Source organism: Streptomyces sp. NPDC099050, from assembly GCF_044759865.1.
In the GTDB taxonomy this organism is placed as follows: Bacteria; Actinomycetota; Actinomycetes; order Streptomycetales; family Streptomycetaceae; genus Streptomyces.
Genome location: NZ_JBIWAE010000031.1, coordinates 69,555 through 84,360 on the forward strand (window position 1 = coordinate 69,555; position 14,806 = coordinate 84,360).

At 69.2% G+C, this 14,806-nt stretch carries 8 protein-coding genes and 1 pseudogene; 4 read left to right on the forward strand and 5 right to left on the reverse strand.

Annotation, left to right across the window (positions count from 1 at the left end; translation table 11 throughout):
• The first annotated feature begins 93 nt into the window (after positions 1 to 93).
• Positions 94 to 1,578 (forward strand): non-reducing end alpha-L-arabinofuranosidase family hydrolase, encoded by a 1,485-nt coding sequence (locus tag ACIQV3_RS35735; protein ID WP_403720082.1) that lies wholly within the window; start codon positions 94 to 96, stop codon positions 1,576 to 1,578.
• 132 nt (positions 1,579 to 1,710) lie between these two features.
• Here the strand turns inward: ACIQV3_RS35735 and ACIQV3_RS35740 are convergent, their stop codons facing one another.
• On the reverse strand, positions 1,711 to 4,335 hold the full coding sequence (locus ACIQV3_RS35740) for an RICIN domain-containing protein (RefSeq protein WP_403720084.1): 2,625 nt from the start codon (positions 4,333 to 4,335) through the stop codon (positions 1,711 to 1,713).
• A gap of 279 nt (positions 4,336 to 4,614) precedes the next feature.
• Here ACIQV3_RS35740 and ACIQV3_RS35745 point away from each other — a divergent pair, with 279 nt between their 5' ends.
• Together ACIQV3_RS35745 and ACIQV3_RS35750 are read left to right on the forward strand one after the other, a co-directional pair.
• Positions 4,615 to 6,174, forward strand: coding sequence for a sigma-70 family RNA polymerase sigma factor (locus ACIQV3_RS35745; protein ID WP_403720086.1), 1,560 nt, complete (start codon positions 4,615 to 4,617; stop codon positions 6,172 to 6,174).
• A 478-nt stretch (positions 6,175 to 6,652) separates the two neighbouring features.
• Complete coding sequence (locus tag ACIQV3_RS35750; protein WP_403720088.1) at positions 6,653 to 9,037, forward strand: non-reducing end alpha-L-arabinofuranosidase family hydrolase; 2,385 nt, start codon at positions 6,653 to 6,655, stop codon at positions 9,035 to 9,037.
• A gap of 140 nt (positions 9,038 to 9,177) precedes the next feature.
• Here the strand turns inward: ACIQV3_RS35750 and ACIQV3_RS35755 are convergent, their stop codons facing one another.
• The 3 genes from ACIQV3_RS35755 to ACIQV3_RS35765 form a co-directional block, all read right to left on the reverse strand.
• Positions 9,178 to 10,866, reverse strand: a complete 1,689-nt coding sequence (locus ACIQV3_RS35755; RefSeq protein WP_403720091.1) for an SWIM zinc finger domain-containing protein — start codon at positions 10,864 to 10,866, stop codon at positions 9,178 to 9,180.
• A 343-nt stretch (positions 10,867 to 11,209) separates the two neighbouring features.
• Positions 11,210 to 11,806: a hypothetical protein gene (locus ACIQV3_RS35760; RefSeq protein WP_403720093.1), complete on the reverse strand. Its 597-nt coding sequence runs from the start codon at positions 11,804 to 11,806 to the stop codon at positions 11,210 to 11,212.
• Positions 11,807 to 11,849: 43 nt separating this feature from the next.
• The gene (locus ACIQV3_RS35765; RefSeq protein ID WP_403720095.1) at positions 11,850 to 12,395 is read right to left on the reverse strand and encodes an EF-hand domain-containing protein; all 546 of its coding nucleotides are present in this window, start codon (positions 12,393 to 12,395) and stop codon (positions 11,850 to 11,852) included.
• A gap of 349 nt (positions 12,396 to 12,744) precedes the next feature.
• On the opposite strand from ACIQV3_RS35765, the pseudogene ACIQV3_RS35770 reads away from it, so the two are divergent.
• Positions 12,745 to 13,144, forward strand: a pseudogene (locus ACIQV3_RS35770) (histidine kinase); the annotation flags it as partial.
• 126 nt (positions 13,145 to 13,270) lie between these two features.
• Here ACIQV3_RS35770 and ACIQV3_RS35775 read toward each other — a convergent pair.
• Positions 13,271 to 14,158 (reverse strand): DUF4394 domain-containing protein, encoded by an 888-nt coding sequence (locus ACIQV3_RS35775; protein ID WP_403720100.1) that lies wholly within the window; start codon positions 14,156 to 14,158, stop codon positions 13,271 to 13,273.
• Between the last annotated feature and the right edge of the window lie 648 nt (positions 14,159 to 14,806).

The following is a 14,806-nucleotide window of genomic DNA, read 5'->3' on the forward strand; positions in this document are numbered from 1 at the left end:
CGCCTTCACACCCATCCCGTCCCCGAGCCCCGACCCGGCCGCTCCGCGGTTCGCCGGATTCATCTCACCCCCGCCCCCAAAGGAGCTCTTCTGATGTGGTTTCGCCTGCCATCCCCGGTCCATGTGAGACGACGCCTGCTAGGCGTCCTCGCGCCCTTGCTGCTCCTGGCCGCCTTCCTCGGTGTCCAGCCCGCCGGCGCGGCGCCGATCATCGACACCAACGCCTCGTACGTGCTGGTCAACCGCACCAGCGGCAAGGCCCTGGACGTCTACAACCTGGCGACCAACGACGGCGCCCGCATCACCCAGTGGACCAGGAACGATCAGAACCAGCAGCAGTGGCAGTTCGTCGACTCCGGCGGCGGTTACTACCGCATCAAGTCCCGCCACTCCGGCAAGGTGCTGGACGTCCAGAACGGGGCCACGGCGAACGGGGCCCCGATCGTCCAGTGGGCCGACGCGAACGCCACCAACCAGCAGTGGCGGCCGGCCGACAGTGCGGACGGTTACGTGAGGCTCATCGCGCGCCACAGCAACAAGGCCCTCGAAGTGCAAGGCGGCTCCACCGCCGACAACGCGAACATCGTCCAGTACGACGACTGGGGCGGCACCAACCAGCAGTGGCAGCTCGTCAAGGTGGGCGGCGGCAACCCCGGTGCGTGCGCACTTCCGTCGGCCTACCGCTGGACCTCGACGGGCGCGCTGGCGCAGCCCAAGTCCGGGTGGGCGTCGCTCAAGGACTTCACCGTCGCCCCCTACAACGGCAAGCACCTCGTCTATGCGACGACGCACGGCGCCGCGGGAACGGGAGCGGGCTGGGGTTCGATGAACTTCGGCCTGTTCACCAACTGGCCGGAGATGGCCTCGGCCGGCCAGAACACGATGTCGAACTCCGTCGTCGCGCCCACGCTCTTCTACTTCGCGCCGAAGAACATCTGGGTGCTCGCCTACCAGTGGGGAGGCGGGAGCGCCTTCTCCTACCGGACGTCGAGCGACCCGTCCAACCCCAACGGCTGGTCCTCACAGCAGGTGCTCTTCACCGGAAGCATCACCGGCTCCGGAACAGGCCCCATCGACCAGACGCTCATCGCTGACGGCACGAACATGTACCTGTTCTTCGCCGGTGACAACGGCAAGATCTACCGCGCCAGCATGCCGATCGGGAACTTCCCGAGCAGTTTCGGCTCGAACTACACGACGATCATGAGCGATACGGCGGACAACCTGTTCGAAGCCCCGCAGGTCTACAAGCTCCAGGGCCAGGACCGCTACCTCATGCTCGTCGAGGCGAGGGGCGCGCAGGGCCGCTACTTCCGCTCGTTCACGGCCACCAGCCTGAACGGCTCATGGACACCCCAGGCCGCGACCGAGAGCAACTCCTTCGCCGGCAAGGCCAACAGCGGCGCCACCTGGACCAACGACATCAGCCATGGCGAGCTGATCCGCACCAGCGCCGATCAGACCTTTACCGTCGATCCCTGCAACCTGCAGTTCCTCTACCAGGGACGCGACCCCAACTCCGGCGGCGAATACGGACAATGGCCCTACCGGCCGGCTCTGCTGACACTGCAGCGCTAACGCCGTGACACGGGTCCGGCTCCAGCTCCGGCTCCGGAATGGAGCCGGAGCCGGACCACGCCTCGTAAGGTCCCCGAGCCCTGGCGGTGCCGCAGGCCGTTGTGTGCCTACGGCACCGCCAGGGCGGTGGGGTCAGGACGGGTCGCCGTACTGGAGGCCGCGTCCGTTGGTGCCGACATAGACGCGGCCGTACATGTCGGGGTCGCCGGCGATGACGCCGACGCCGCCGATGCTGCCCCACTGGTGGGCGTCGTCGTTGACGCGGAGCCAGGTGGCGCCCCTGTCGGTGGAGCGGAAGACTCCGGTGACGTCCTTGACGGTACCGATCAGGTACAGGGCCTGATAGCCGGCGCCCGGCGCGGCCTTGCCGAAGCCCAGGGCGGAGGCGGATTTCACCGTGGTGAGCGTGGTGAAGGTGCGGCCGCCGTCGGTGGAGTGCAGCAGCCCCCTGGCACCGTCGGCGATCCACAGGTCCCCGGCGATGCCCGGGACGGCCGTGAGCCGGCCGGCGGGCAGGTTGGTGGCGCGGGCGGTGAAGGTTGCGCCGCCGTCGGTGCTGGCGTGGAGCGTGCCGCCGGCCAGTGAGTAGAAGGTCTTGGCCGAGGAGCGGTCGGCGACGACCACGGCGCCGGCGCCCAGGCCGCTGACCTTCGACCAGCTCGCCCCCTTGTCGGTCGAGCGGTACGGGGCCCGGCCGGCCTGGGTCCAGACGATGGCGGAGCCGTCCGCCGCGAGCGCGACCCGGCCGCTGTCGGCGCTGCCCACCGGCTCTGCCTTGAAGCCGTTCCAGCTGCGGCCACCGTCGGTGGAGTAGGCGCCGTCCTGCGCGCCGCCACGGCCGACGCGGACCATCACCGAGGGCTTGGACTGGGCGAAGTCGATGTCGGTGCTGGTGATCATCATCGGATGGTCCAGCCGCCCTGCGGGCACCGCGGTGAGGGAGTCGTGGCGGAAACCGCCCAGGTCGCCCATGGCGCTGATGGCGGTGGCGCCGCCGGGCGGGGCGATCACGTCCATCAGCGCGGTCTCCTCCAGCCCACGGGACCCCACGATCCAGTGGCTGGTGCCGCCGCTGTCGGTGGCCGTGGCGTCCTTGCTGCGCCAGATTCCGCTGCCGGTGCCGTACAGCACGTGCCCGGAGTCGAAGGGATCGACGGCCAGGGCTGTCATCCAGTGCCCGATGCCGGTACCGACATAGGGTGCGGCGGAGGCGTCCCGCACCGACTTCGCGGCCTGCGCCTTCCAGGTCGTGCCGCCGTCGGTGCTCCGGTAGAGCTCGTCCTCGGGCCACCAGCGGTCGAGGGTGGTGACCATCACCGTGGACGGCTTCTGCGGGTCGACGGCCAGACCGGAGAACCCGTAGCTGCCGCTGGGCGGGGAGACGTTCTTCCACGCCCCGCCCGCCGCCGCGTACTTCCACACCGAACCCGCCGTCGCCCCGTTGGGTCCCACGGAGTTGGCGTACGTCAGGTACAGCGAGCCGTCACCGGCGAGCACGCCGTGCTGCGGCATCTGGCCGGTGGGCTGCCCGGAGACGACCTGCCAGGTGTTGCCGCCGTCGGTGGAGCGGTACAGGGAGGCGGACTTGTCGGCGACGCCGGCATAGACCGTTCTGCTGCCGGCCGGGCCGTACGTCACGAAGGAGATGCCCGCGCCGCTGCCCGCCCCGTCCTTGACGGGGAACGAGGACACCTGACTCCACGTCACGCCGTGGTCGGTGCTGCGCCACAGCCCGTTCTTGCGGGTGCCCAGCAGCAGGGTGTCGTGGTCCGCGGGGTTGATCGCCAGCCGTTCGCCCGCCCCGCGGCCGTCCTCGTTGGCGCCCAGCTTGAAGGGCAGGTCGGTGCGCTGGAAGGTGCGGCCCCGGTCCGTGGAGCGCAGGATTGCGCCGTTGCCCGCCCAGTCGTTGGTGTAGGTGCCCGTCGCGAGGTAGAGCCGCGCGGGGTCGACGGGGTCGGTGGCCAGCGAATCGATGCCCAGAAGGTTCCAGTCCTTCTCGCCGAGCCAGTCGGTCAGCGGGATCCACTGCTCGGCCGCGGCGTCCCAGCGGTAGGCGCCGCCCATGTCGGTGCGCGCGTACAGCAGACCCTTCTCCCGCGGGTTGAACACCAGTCCGGTGACGTAACCGCCGCCCACGACCTGCGCGTTGTTCCACTTGTACGGTCCGGCCCCGACCGCCTGGGTCCCGGCCGTCCTCACCAGCTTCCACTGCTGGTTGGCGCTGCCCTTGCCGGGGTACTGGATGACTCCCGCGCCGTCGGCCGTGGAGCCCCCGGAGACGTCCAGGACCTGGCCGCTCCTGCGGGAGGTGAAGGTGACGGCGTCGGAACCACTCACATCGTCGATCCGCCACTCCTGGGAGGTGGAGGAGCTGTCGGTCTGCTGCTCGGCGGCGGCGGACCGGGCGGTCGAACCGCCGGCTATGCCCAGTACTTTGCCGCTGTTGCGGTTGACCAGCTCGTAGTAGCCCTCCCCGGTGGGTCTCAGCCTCCACTGCTGGTTGGCGGTGTTCTGGTCGGTCCACTGCTGGATGCGGGTACCGTCGGCGGCCGAGAAGGCGTTGACGTCAACCACCTTGCCGCTGCCTACGGAAATCAGCCGGTAGTAGGCATTGCCGTCGACCGTCGCGGCCTGCGAGTCCTCCTGCGCGAACAGGAGGTACGGCACGAGGACGGAGGGCACGCCGAGCAGCAGTCCGGTCGCGGTCCAGCGACGGCGGTGACGCCCACGGCGCCCGCCGTTCGTGGGGTTCTTCATGGGGGGTGTTCTCCTTGCATGCCACCAGAGGAATGGTGGATCCAGCGACCGCAGCGGCCGGGTCCGACTCCTTGTGGTCACAGGCCCCGCAAGGGGTTGCCTTGAGCCGGGAACTTTTCTCCATCGTCGGTCTTGAACGGGCCGTCCATGCGGTACCGGGCCCGCCAAGTCGGCGCGGGCCGTTCCAGTGACCCAAGGCACAGGCTTCGGCCGCATACCCTTGCCGACGCTGGTGCGTGGCGCCGTGCTCGGCGGATCGCTTTTCTGAGGGAGGTAGGAATGGGGCTCATGGATGCGGACCACGCGGGGCTGGTCGTCGCGGCGCAGGCCGGTGACGATCGGGCGCGCGAGAAGCTGATCGCCGCGTACCTGCCGTTGCTCTACAACATCGTCGGACGAGCACTGAGCGGACATGCCGACGTCGACGACGTCGTCCAGGAAACGCTGCTGCGCGTGGTGCGCGACCTGCCTGCCCTGCGTGCCCCGGAGAGCTTCCGGTCCTGGCTGGTGTCGATCACGCTCCGCCAGATCAATACCCACTGGCAGCGGCAACGCGCCTTCGCCGGCCGGACCACGGTCATCGACGAGGCACTCCAGATACCGGACGCCGGCGCGGAACCTGAGGACGTGACGATCCTGCGTCTGCATGCGTCGGACGAGCGTCGTCAGGTTGTCGAAGCCGGCCGGTGGCTCGACCCGGAACATCGGGTGCTGCTGTCCCTGTGGTGGCAGGAACGCGCCGGCTGGCTGAGCCGTGACGACATCGCCGCCGCGACGGGGCTCACTGTCGCCCACGTCGGAGTGCGCCTGCAACGCATGCGCGAGCAGCTGGAAGCGAGCCGGACGATCGTCGCCGCGCTGGAAGCCGACCCGCGCTGTCCGCAGTTGGACGAGACCGTCGTCGGCTGGGACGGTCACCCCGCATCGGTATGGCGCAAGCGGATCGCGCGGCACACCCGCGGCTGCCCGGTCTGCACGGCGACGACGGCAGAACGGGTTCCGGCCGAACTGCTCCTCCTCGGCCTCGCGCCGCTGGCCGTCCCGGCCGGACTCATCGCCGCGCTGGCCGCCAAGGGCCTGCTTTCGGGTACGGCCGCGAGCGCCGCCGGGCTGGCCACGGCACACGTCGCCGTCGGCACGGCGACGGGGGGAGGCAGTCTGCACGGCGCGCTGACCGGCAAACTCCACGCGGTGACCGCTCATCCGCTGGTGAGCCTCGCCACCGGAGCGGTGCTCATCGCAGGGACCACCACCTACGCTGCCTGGCCCGAACCGGCGCATCGGGAGCCCGGCGTCACCGCCGCTTCCGCGGCCGACGATCCCGCGCCGGTCCCGTCGCGCACCACCACGTCGGCCGGACCGGCCCCGGCGAGTCCGTCCGCGGTAGCCGGCACCGTTCCGCTGGGCTCACAGTCGCTGGAGTCCGTGAACGCCCCCGCGCTGTACCTCACGTATGCCGACGACTTCGCGACGCTCACCCGAGTCTCCGCGTCCAGCAGCGCGCAGACGCGGCAGCGGGTCACCTTCACGGTCATCGGGGGGCTGGCCGACACACGGTGCGTCACCCTCCGCGCCGCCGACGGCCGCTATCTGCGCCATCGTGACCTGCGGCTCCAGCTGAGCACCAACGACGGTGGCGAGCTGTTCCGTGAAGACGCCACCTTCTGTCCGCGCCCCGGGGCGGTCGCCGGGTCGGTGACCCTGCACGCGCACAACTATCCCGGATCGGTCCTCCGCCACCGTGACGGTGGCATCTGGCTCGATGGCTCCGACGGCACTCGGACCTTCGCCGGCCAGGCTTCCTTCATCGTGCGCAGGGGCTGGGCTACCGCTCCTTGAGCATGTCGGCCCGAGTCGCGCAGTGACAGCTGGTGACCCCGCACCACGACCCCGCACCACGATCCCGCACCACGATCCCGGACCACGATCCCGGACCACGCCCCCCTTCTGCAGGGGCGACCAGACCGCGGGGCTCCGCATAACGCTTTTTGCCCGCGAGATGCATCACCGGGCAATCGTCCGGACGGCGCGACTTTTTTGTTACGAGACCGCGAGTTCGGAGGCCTCCGAAGCGTGGGGTTCCTTTCCCGCCGCTCACCATGCGTGCCGGCGTGGCAGGTTCCCCGACTCTCCCGTTGACGCATCTCCTGAAGAAGGCCCCTCACATGACGCGACACACCCACGAAGCGCGGGCGACCGGTACGCAGGATCGGCCCCACGTCCTGCACCGCACCCGCCCCGCGGCGGATCAGGCCGTACCGGCCGACGCGCGCACGATCACGGCACCCAGGGTGGCCAGCGGCCCCCGAGGAGAATCATGAAGGGCCTGCACCGGCTCAGCCGGCGTCGCCGGACATGGGCGATAGGACTGTCGGCCGCGGCGCTGGTGGCGGGTGGCGTGATGCTCCTCCCCAGCTCCGCCGGAGCCGCGAACCTGGGTACCCAGGCGGCCCCTTCGGGCAGGTACTTCGGCACCGCTGTGGCCGCCGGCAGGCTCGGCGACTCGACGTACGCCGCGATCTCGGACCGGGAGTTCAACATGATCACCCCGGAGAACGAGATGAAGTGGGACGCCGTCGAACCGTCCCGCGGCACATTCGACTTCGGCCCCGCCGACCGGATCGTCAACCATGCCCTGGCACGCGGCCAGCGCCTGCGCGGCCACACCACGGTCTGGCACTCTCAGCTCCGGTCCTGGGTCGGCTCCATCGGCGACGCGAACACGCTGCGCAGCGTGATGAACAACCACATCACCGCCTTGATGACCCACTACAAGGGCAAGATCCACGCCTGGGACGTGGTCAACGAGGCGTTCGCCGACGGCTCCGCCCAGCACCGCAGTTCGGTGTTCCAGAACGTGCTGGGCAACGGCTTCATCGAGGAAGCGTTCCGCACCGCCCGGTCGGCCGACTCCTCGGCCAAGCTCTGCTACAACGACTACAACATCGAGAAGTGGTCGGACGCCAAGACCCAGGGCGTCTACGGCATGGTCAAGGACTTCAAGTCCCGCGGCGTGCCGATCGACTGCGTCGGGTTCCAGAGCCACTTCGGCGCCGACGGCCCGCCCTCCAGCTTCCAGACCACCTTGTCCAACTTCGCCGCCCTGGGCGTTGACGTCCAGATCACCGAGCTGGACATCGCCCAGGCGTCGCCCACCCACTACGCCAACACGGTCAAGGCCTGTCTGTCCGTGGCCCGGTGCACCGGCATCACGGTGTGGGGCATCCGTGACAGCGACTCCTGGCGCAGCGGCGACAGCCCCCTGCTGTTCGACAACAACGGCAAACCGAAGGCCGCCTACACCGCCGTCGTGAACGCACTCAAGTCCGCCCCGGGTACCGGTCCCGCTCCCGGTACCCCGGGCGGGACCGGCGCCGGGGCGATCAAGGGTGTCGCCTCCGGTCGTTGCATCGACATCAACGGCTTCACCACCGTGAACGGCACCCAGGCGCAGCTGTGGGACTGCAACGGACAGACCAACCAGCGCTGGACCCACACCTCCGGCAAGCAGCTGATGATCTACGGCAACAAGTGCCTGGAGGCCACCGCCAACGGCACCGCCAACGGCACCGCGGTGGCCATCGGGGACTGCAACGGCGGCGCCGGCCAGCAGTGGAACATCAACACCAACGGCACGATCGCCGGCGTCCAATCCGGGCTGTGCCTCGACGCCGTCGGGGCGGCCACCGCCAACCGCACCAAGATCCAGCTGCACTCCTGCTGGTCCGGCAGCAACCAGAAGTGGACCGGCCCGTCCGGGACGTCGACCCCGACGACGCCCGCGCCGGCGGGCGGCACGTGTGCTCTTCCGTCGACGTACCGATGGACGTCGACGGGTGCGTTGGCGCAGCCGGCGAACGGGTGGGGCTCGCTGAAGGACTTCACCACCGTGGTGCACAACGGCAAGCACCTGGTCTACGGGTCGAACGCGTCGGGATCGTCGTACGGCTCGATGATGTTCAGCCCCTTCACGAACTGGTCGGACATGGCGTCGGCCGGTCAGACCGGCATGAATCAAGCCGCGGTGGCGCCCACACTGTTCTACTTCGCGCCCAAGAACATCTGGGTGATGGCGTACCAGTGGGGTTCGTGGCCCTTCATCTACCGCACGTCGAGCGACCCGGCCAACCCCAACGGCTGGTCCTCGCCGCAGCCCCTGTTCACCGGTAGCATCCCCAACTCACCCACCGGCCCGATCGACCAGACCCTGATCGCTGACGGCCAGAACATGTACCTGTTCTTCGCCGGTGACAACGGCAAGATCTACCGGGCGAGCATGCCGATCGGGAACTTCCCGGGCAACTTCGGCTCGTCCTACACGACGATCATGAGCGACTCGGAGAGCAACCTGTTCGAGGCGCCGCAGGTCTACAGGGTTCAGGGCCAGAACCAGTACCTCATGATCGTTGAGGCCAAGGGTGCGAACGGCCGCTACTTCCGCTCGTTCACGGCCTCCAGCCTGAGCGGTTCGTGGACCCCTCAGGCCGCCGGCGAAGGCAACCCCTTCGCGGGCAAGGCCAACAGCGGTGCCACCTGGACCAACGACATCAGCCACGGTGACCTGGTCCGCAACAACCCCGACCAGACCATGACCATCGACCCCTGCAGACTGCAGTTCCTGTACCAGGGCAAGGCCCCCACCGCGGGTGGCCCGTACGACCAACTGCCGTACCGGCCGGGTGTCCTCACCCTGCAGCGCTAACCTGCCCGATCCACGGTGATCGCGATTCGGGGTGGCCGGCCGGCGCGGAGACGCCACTCTTCGTGGACCTTCATCGTGGCGGGAGACCGTGAGGCATCCGGCAGGCCGGCGCCGGTGCCCCCCAAGCCTACTAGCGGGCGCTAGAGCCCGTGTTGGTCGAGCATCGCCATGAGTTTTCGCTTGCGCTTCTGGTCGGTGCGCAGCGTGGCCAGGTAGGTGGCGAACTCCGCCTCCGTGTCGAGTGCGCGGTGGCAGGTGCGTGCGCTGAGCAGCAGTTCGGTCATGCGCTCGTACGTGCTGTCGCCGGTCTGCTTGCGCAGGGGATCGATCCAGCGCAGGTAGACGGTCAGCGCCTCCGCCGGCCTCTGGTCGCGGATCCGGTCGGCAAGGGCAAGCCACTGCTTCTGGTCGGCGTACCCGTCGACGGCGGCCTGCCAGGCGGCATCGAGGTCGCCGTCGTCCATGAGTGCGTCGACCAGTACGGAACCGCCGTACCAGCGGGCTTTCTTGGGCGTGCCGGCCGCCCGGAGCGTCTCCAGGGCGACCGTTCGCTCGGAGGCCTCCCAGGTCCCGGCCGTGCGGGCCGCCGTACGCAGGTTCTGGTACGCAGCCAGCGTGGGGCGGGCCCGTAGCAGGTCCCGGCGGAGCGTGACCACATCCGCGAGGCGGCCGATTCTCGCGTAGCGTTCGCAGACGAAGGCGACCAGTTCGCCGTCCGGGCCCCGCTCCGGCTCGGCCTCCCGCAGGCCGCGTTCCGCCCATTCCAGCGCCTCCGGCGGGCGGCCGGCCGTCTCCAGTTCCTTCGCGATCACCAGATGGGTGTGGCCGTTCGGGGCGAGGTCCGCCGCGTGGACGCTGATCAGCGCGTCCACGCTCCCTCCGTCGGCCTTGAGGAGGCGTTCCATCAGGTACTTCTCCGCCCACCCCTTGGGGTTGGCCCGCCAGGCGGCGACCACCAGTTCTCGGATGCGGGCAAGGCCGGGCTCACCCAGTACCTCGTGGTAGTCCAAGAGGTCGATCCCGGTGGCGTCGTTCAGGCCGTCGAGGAGGTGGGTCACCAGCCACTCGGCCGTCTGGACCGGGTCGGGGCGGGCGCCGCGGCAGGCCTCCAGATGGGCTTCGGCCAGTCCGGTCGCCACGTCCCCGATCAGGCCGTCCGAGTCGTCGATCTCGTCATACGTCCGGCCCAGGGCGGAGATGGCCTCCCGGGCCACCTCCACCGCGTCCGACGCCCGGCGGCTCGCCGTCAGCGCGCGCAACGCGGTCACCGCCTCGGCGGCCTGCTGCCCGTAAGCGCGGGCGTCGGCGTACTCGACGTACCCGCAGCGGGCGAAAGGGCGGGTGTCGAGCAGGCTCAGGATCCGTTCGCGGACGATACCGGTGTCCTCCCCGGCGGTGGCCGCGCGCAGCTCCAGGCGGCGGCGCAGATCACGGTCGTCGGCGAGGTTTTCCCTTAGCAGGGCGAGCAGTTCCTCACGGGTGCGCGACTCCAGCCAGGTGTCCAGCAGCCGGGTGCGCGAGGCGGCGGCCGACCGCTGCTGCGGCACGGACTCGGCCTGCGCCAGGACGGCCAGGCCCACCGCCACGCAGTGCTTGCAGAAGTTGCCCTCCTGCCCGTACGGGCAGTCGCACCAGCCGGTGACCCCGCCGTCCCCTTCGTGGGTCAGTTCGACCTCGTAACAGTCGGTACCGTCCACGGCCGCGGTGATCGCCGTCTCGCCGATCTCCAGCCGGGACACGGCCGGGAGATAGCCGAGCCCGCGCTCATAAGACCGGGACCCGGCCAGCCTGCGGAGGTCTCCGTCGGTGAAACCCAGTTGGTGTGCCACGGGGTTCATTGAACCGGAAAAGCACCGCCGCGGTGCCGGGCTCAGCGGAATGAGCGCCTCCCCGGCGCTCCTGAGACGGGCAGGCGGGTACGCCGCGGCGGGCGGAGGCGCTGGGCTGGCGAAGCCCTCTGGACTGGCCCGATGGGGCGTCGGGAAAGTCAGCCACGGGTCAGCGTGAGTCCTGCAGGACCCGGGGAAAGCCGACCGGGCATGCGAATGGTTGCAATCTGCGGAGACCGCCCTTGACCTGCGATGAGCGGGCAGGGAGCAGGCGAATCGGGAGTTACCCCATCCATGCGTTGGCGGCATGCCGTCCGATTCGCGCCAACCCCGCGCCAGACGCTCACACCGTGATCGGCGCCACTTCGTGGGAGGTCACGGAGCACATCCACACGGCGCCGGCTTCGGTGCGCATCGCATGGGCCCCCACACGGTGCTCGGGGCACATCGGCCAGATCAGCCGGTCCCGATCGACCAAGAGGCACTGCAGGCCCTCCGCCGTCTCGACGAAGATGTCGGACGGGTCGATCCCCTGGATCGTTTCGTCGCCCACCGACACGTGGCCGGCCGGCTCCAGCGAAGATGGCGCTTCGGACGTCACGCCGACGGTGAGCACATGCCCCGTGTCTCGCCGCACGTCCTCCAGCAGCGCCTCGACGGCCCGCTGTGCGAGCGCGCGCCGGCGCTCGACCAGGAGCGGGGCGAAGTACGGCGCCGACATCGCGCCGTTGCGGGTGAACTCCGTCCACAGGAACTCGCGTACGTCCGCCGAGTGCGGCTCCGCTTCCAGCTCCACATCGAGGGCGACACGGCCACCGTAGATGGCTGGGAGCTGACGGTCCTCGCCATAGAGCGCCGGCGCGCCGACCGGGTGTCGATCACCGTCCCGGCCTTTTCCGCGCCAACGCTCTCTCATCGGCGCCGAGTTCGCCGTGGTCACCGTAAGCCGCAATCAGATGACCGCCGCTCCAGAGCCACATCGGTCAATGGACGCCGAGGAAGATGCCGCCCGGGGTGCTCAGATCGTCGTTGTAGAGGTGGAACGCCCGGATGGACTTGGTGACTTCCTGCTGGGAAATGAAGGCATCGCGGTCCAGGTCCAGCCGTTGGAAGACGAGTGGAGCGTCCTCGGGGGAGATCCCCCAGAGGCCCAGGTACCTGGCGAACTCATCCCGGCTGATCTTCTTGTCCCCGTCGACGTCCACGACGTCGAACACGGCCCGCGCGATGTCATCCAGCAGATGGGATCCGTTGGCGCCGAATCCCGCAGCCCGGTTCGCCGCGACGAACTCGTCGAGGGACAGGCGCTCCTGCCCCGGCGTCGCCTGCTGCAGCAGTCCCAGCCACTGTGACCAGTACGCCCGTTCCAGAGAACTGATCTTGGGGTCGCCCTTGGCCAGCCCGTAGCCGGTCGCGTACCTGTCCACGATCCGCTCGTGGTCACCCCACCCGACGAAACCGTCCTCGTCGGCGTCCAAGGCCACGAACAACCTCCGCAGCCTGCGGGTGATCGGATCGGCGATGGCCATACGTCATGTCCTTCCTGAAAGGGCGACCGGCCGGGAGCGGCGCCGACGCTCCCTCATTGTGACCGTACCGGCGAGCTGCCCGCGGCCCTGCTGCCCTGAGTCATCCCTGATATACCCCCTACCCCTCCCTGAGATGTGTCAGATTCTTTCGGCAGGTACTTCCGGAAGGTGCCAGGTTTGAGTGACAGGTAAGGACGAAGGGGGTCGCGATGCCCGCGCTGACGTTGTCTTGCCGGAGTTCTTACGGAAGCCGCCCAGCATGCGTCGCGACTCAGTGAGCTCCAGGCGCCCGCACTTCCGCGAGCCGGCGGCGCATCTCTCGTTCCGGCCCCGCCGATCCCACTGATCGGTCCGTCGCGCCGCCCGTACCTCGCCGAGAAGGGCGCCGGCGGCGAGGTACGGGCGGTCTTCGCCCGCAGAGACGGACTGACCTCCGCTTCGCCCAAGAAGCTGCCCGTCCAGCGGACCCTGGTCGAGGACCTCGGCGGCACCTTCCACCACGTGAGCGGCGACGGCATCCAGGACGTTCTGCTGGAATTGGCCCGCGGGGTCAACGCCACCCAGATCGTCCTGGGCGTGAGCCGCCGCCCCTGGCAGTGCGTCCTTGGCCCCGGCGTCAGCGCCACCGTGGCCCGCGAGTCGTCCGGACCCGACCTCGGCGTTCACATCGTCACCCGGACGCGGCCGCCAGGGGCCGGGGACTGCCCATGGCACGGGCGGGCCCGGCGGCCGTACTCTCATGGCTGGTGCCGCCATGATCCATGCTGCCATTGCCGGTTGCGAAACCTGCCCCCATGGAGCTGCCGGAACGACTTCAGCGTGGACGCGTGGCGAAACTTGATGCGATCACCCCTCTGGCCCGCGAGGTCTCCCGGTCAGCCCTGATTCAACGGCAGAGCGATGTCGAAGACCTTGGTTCCGGCCGGGAAGTTCGCAGCGCCGCTCGCCGCGCCCGTCAGCACGTTGACTGAGTGGAACCGCGAATCGGATCCGGCTTGGAGGGTGGCGAAGCCGTGGTTCGTCTTGGTCTCGGGTGAGAAGTAGATGTCGAAGCCAGCGCTCGGACCCGTGGTGGCGCCGAGGTTTCCGGTCGGAGCCAGCGTGCCTGCATTGGCGGGTGACTGCAGGGACAATCGGGCCTTGCCGGTGTCGAGGTCGAAGAGTGAAGTGGCTGTGGCGCTGTTCAGATCGTTGTTGGTGTAGGCGGCGCCGGTCACTCCCTTGGCCGTGGTGGGCTTGGCTGTGCCCGGCGGGGGTGCGGGATTGGTCAGCGTGCCGTCGGTGGTGGTTGTCTTGGGGGCGGCGGAGTCGTCTATGTTGTGGCGCAGGTTTTGCCCGGTGTCACTGATGACCCGAAGGCGGTTGGCGGCAGGGTTGAAGTCCACTCCGAACGCGGTGCCAGAGAGCGGTACCGTCAGTTGGGAGACCTTCTCCGCCTTCGCGGACGCCCTGTCGAGCACGTAGATGCCGCCGCGGTCGCCGACGCCGTAGAGCTTTCCGTCCTGGACCCGGAAGTCGATTCCCACCACCTCTCGGTCGCCGCTCAGGCCGGTGACGCGTCCCAGGTCGGTGGTCCGTGCTGGTCCGTCCGTGCGGAACTCCACCAGACGTTGGTCCATGGTCAGCCCCACTACCGTCAGTGCCTTGGCTGTGGGGTCCTCGGCGGGCTGGGCGGGGCCAACGGCCAAGGCCAGCGGAGGCAGAGTCAAGGTGGCGGCGACCGCCGCCGCTCCTATCGCGCAAGCCATCAAGCGTGTACGCATGATCACTCCCACTGCTGTTTTCGGACGCCCGCCGGTGCGGGCGCATCCGTAGCTGATTCGGAGCCGCTGACTGGAGGGATGGGTCTCACGTGGCCCCAGGGGGGTGCCCCTGCTGCGATCTCTTGCCTTCCCGTCAGTGCATGACCTGCACGTTTTTCGCCCGGAAACAGGGAGGCGCGGCTGCTGCTGCGGTTCGCTGCTCCACCCGACCGGCTGCGATCGGGCTGTGGATCAATTGCCAGGTCTGCAACGCCGAACGCCGGGTCAGGCACCGGGGCAGCCTTTTGCTACCAGGAGCACGAAGCGCTTCCGTGCCCTACGGCCCTACGGCCCTACGGCCCTGCCGAAGGCACCTGATCCCGAGCAGGCCTCGGCGAGGTGAGCGGATCAGGTGCGCACTGTTCGCCCCACTGCGCTGAAAGCGCCGGGGAGCTGGCCATCCTCACCTGCAACGATGCGGGCGCCGAGCGGAGGGAGTTCGGTGACCAAGTCCCAGTAGATCGTGGTTGCAGGTGCCGGACAGGCGCGCGGCGCGCAGCCGGGCCGGGAATGCCCATCCCTGATCTTGCGTGGGTATCCCCGGCTTCAGCCGGGGAGGGAAACGCATCCTTGAGCGGAGGCGCGAAGCGCCGGAGTTCGCTGCGCCTC

Coding starts and splice junctions, on each gene's coding strand:
- ACIQV3_RS35765 (WP_403720095.1), bottom strand. CDS start 12,395: ATGGCCATCGCCGATCCGATCACCCGCAGGCTGCGGAGGTTGTTCGTG.
- ACIQV3_RS35775 (WP_403720100.1), bottom strand. CDS start 14,158: ATGCGTACACGCTTGATGGCTTGCGCGATAGGAGCGGCGGCGGTCGCC.
- ACIQV3_RS35750 (WP_403720088.1), top strand. CDS start 6,653: ATGAAGGGCCTGCACCGGCTCAGCCGGCGTCGCCGGACATGGGCGATA.
- ACIQV3_RS35740 (WP_403720084.1), bottom strand. CDS start 4,335: ATGAAGAACCCCACGAACGGCGGGCGCCGTGGGCGTCACCGCCGTCGC.
- ACIQV3_RS35745 (WP_403720086.1), top strand. CDS start 4,615: ATGGGGCTCATGGATGCGGACCACGCGGGGCTGGTCGTCGCGGCGCAG.
- ACIQV3_RS35735 (WP_403720082.1), top strand. CDS start 94: ATGTGGTTTCGCCTGCCATCCCCGGTCCATGTGAGACGACGCCTGCTA.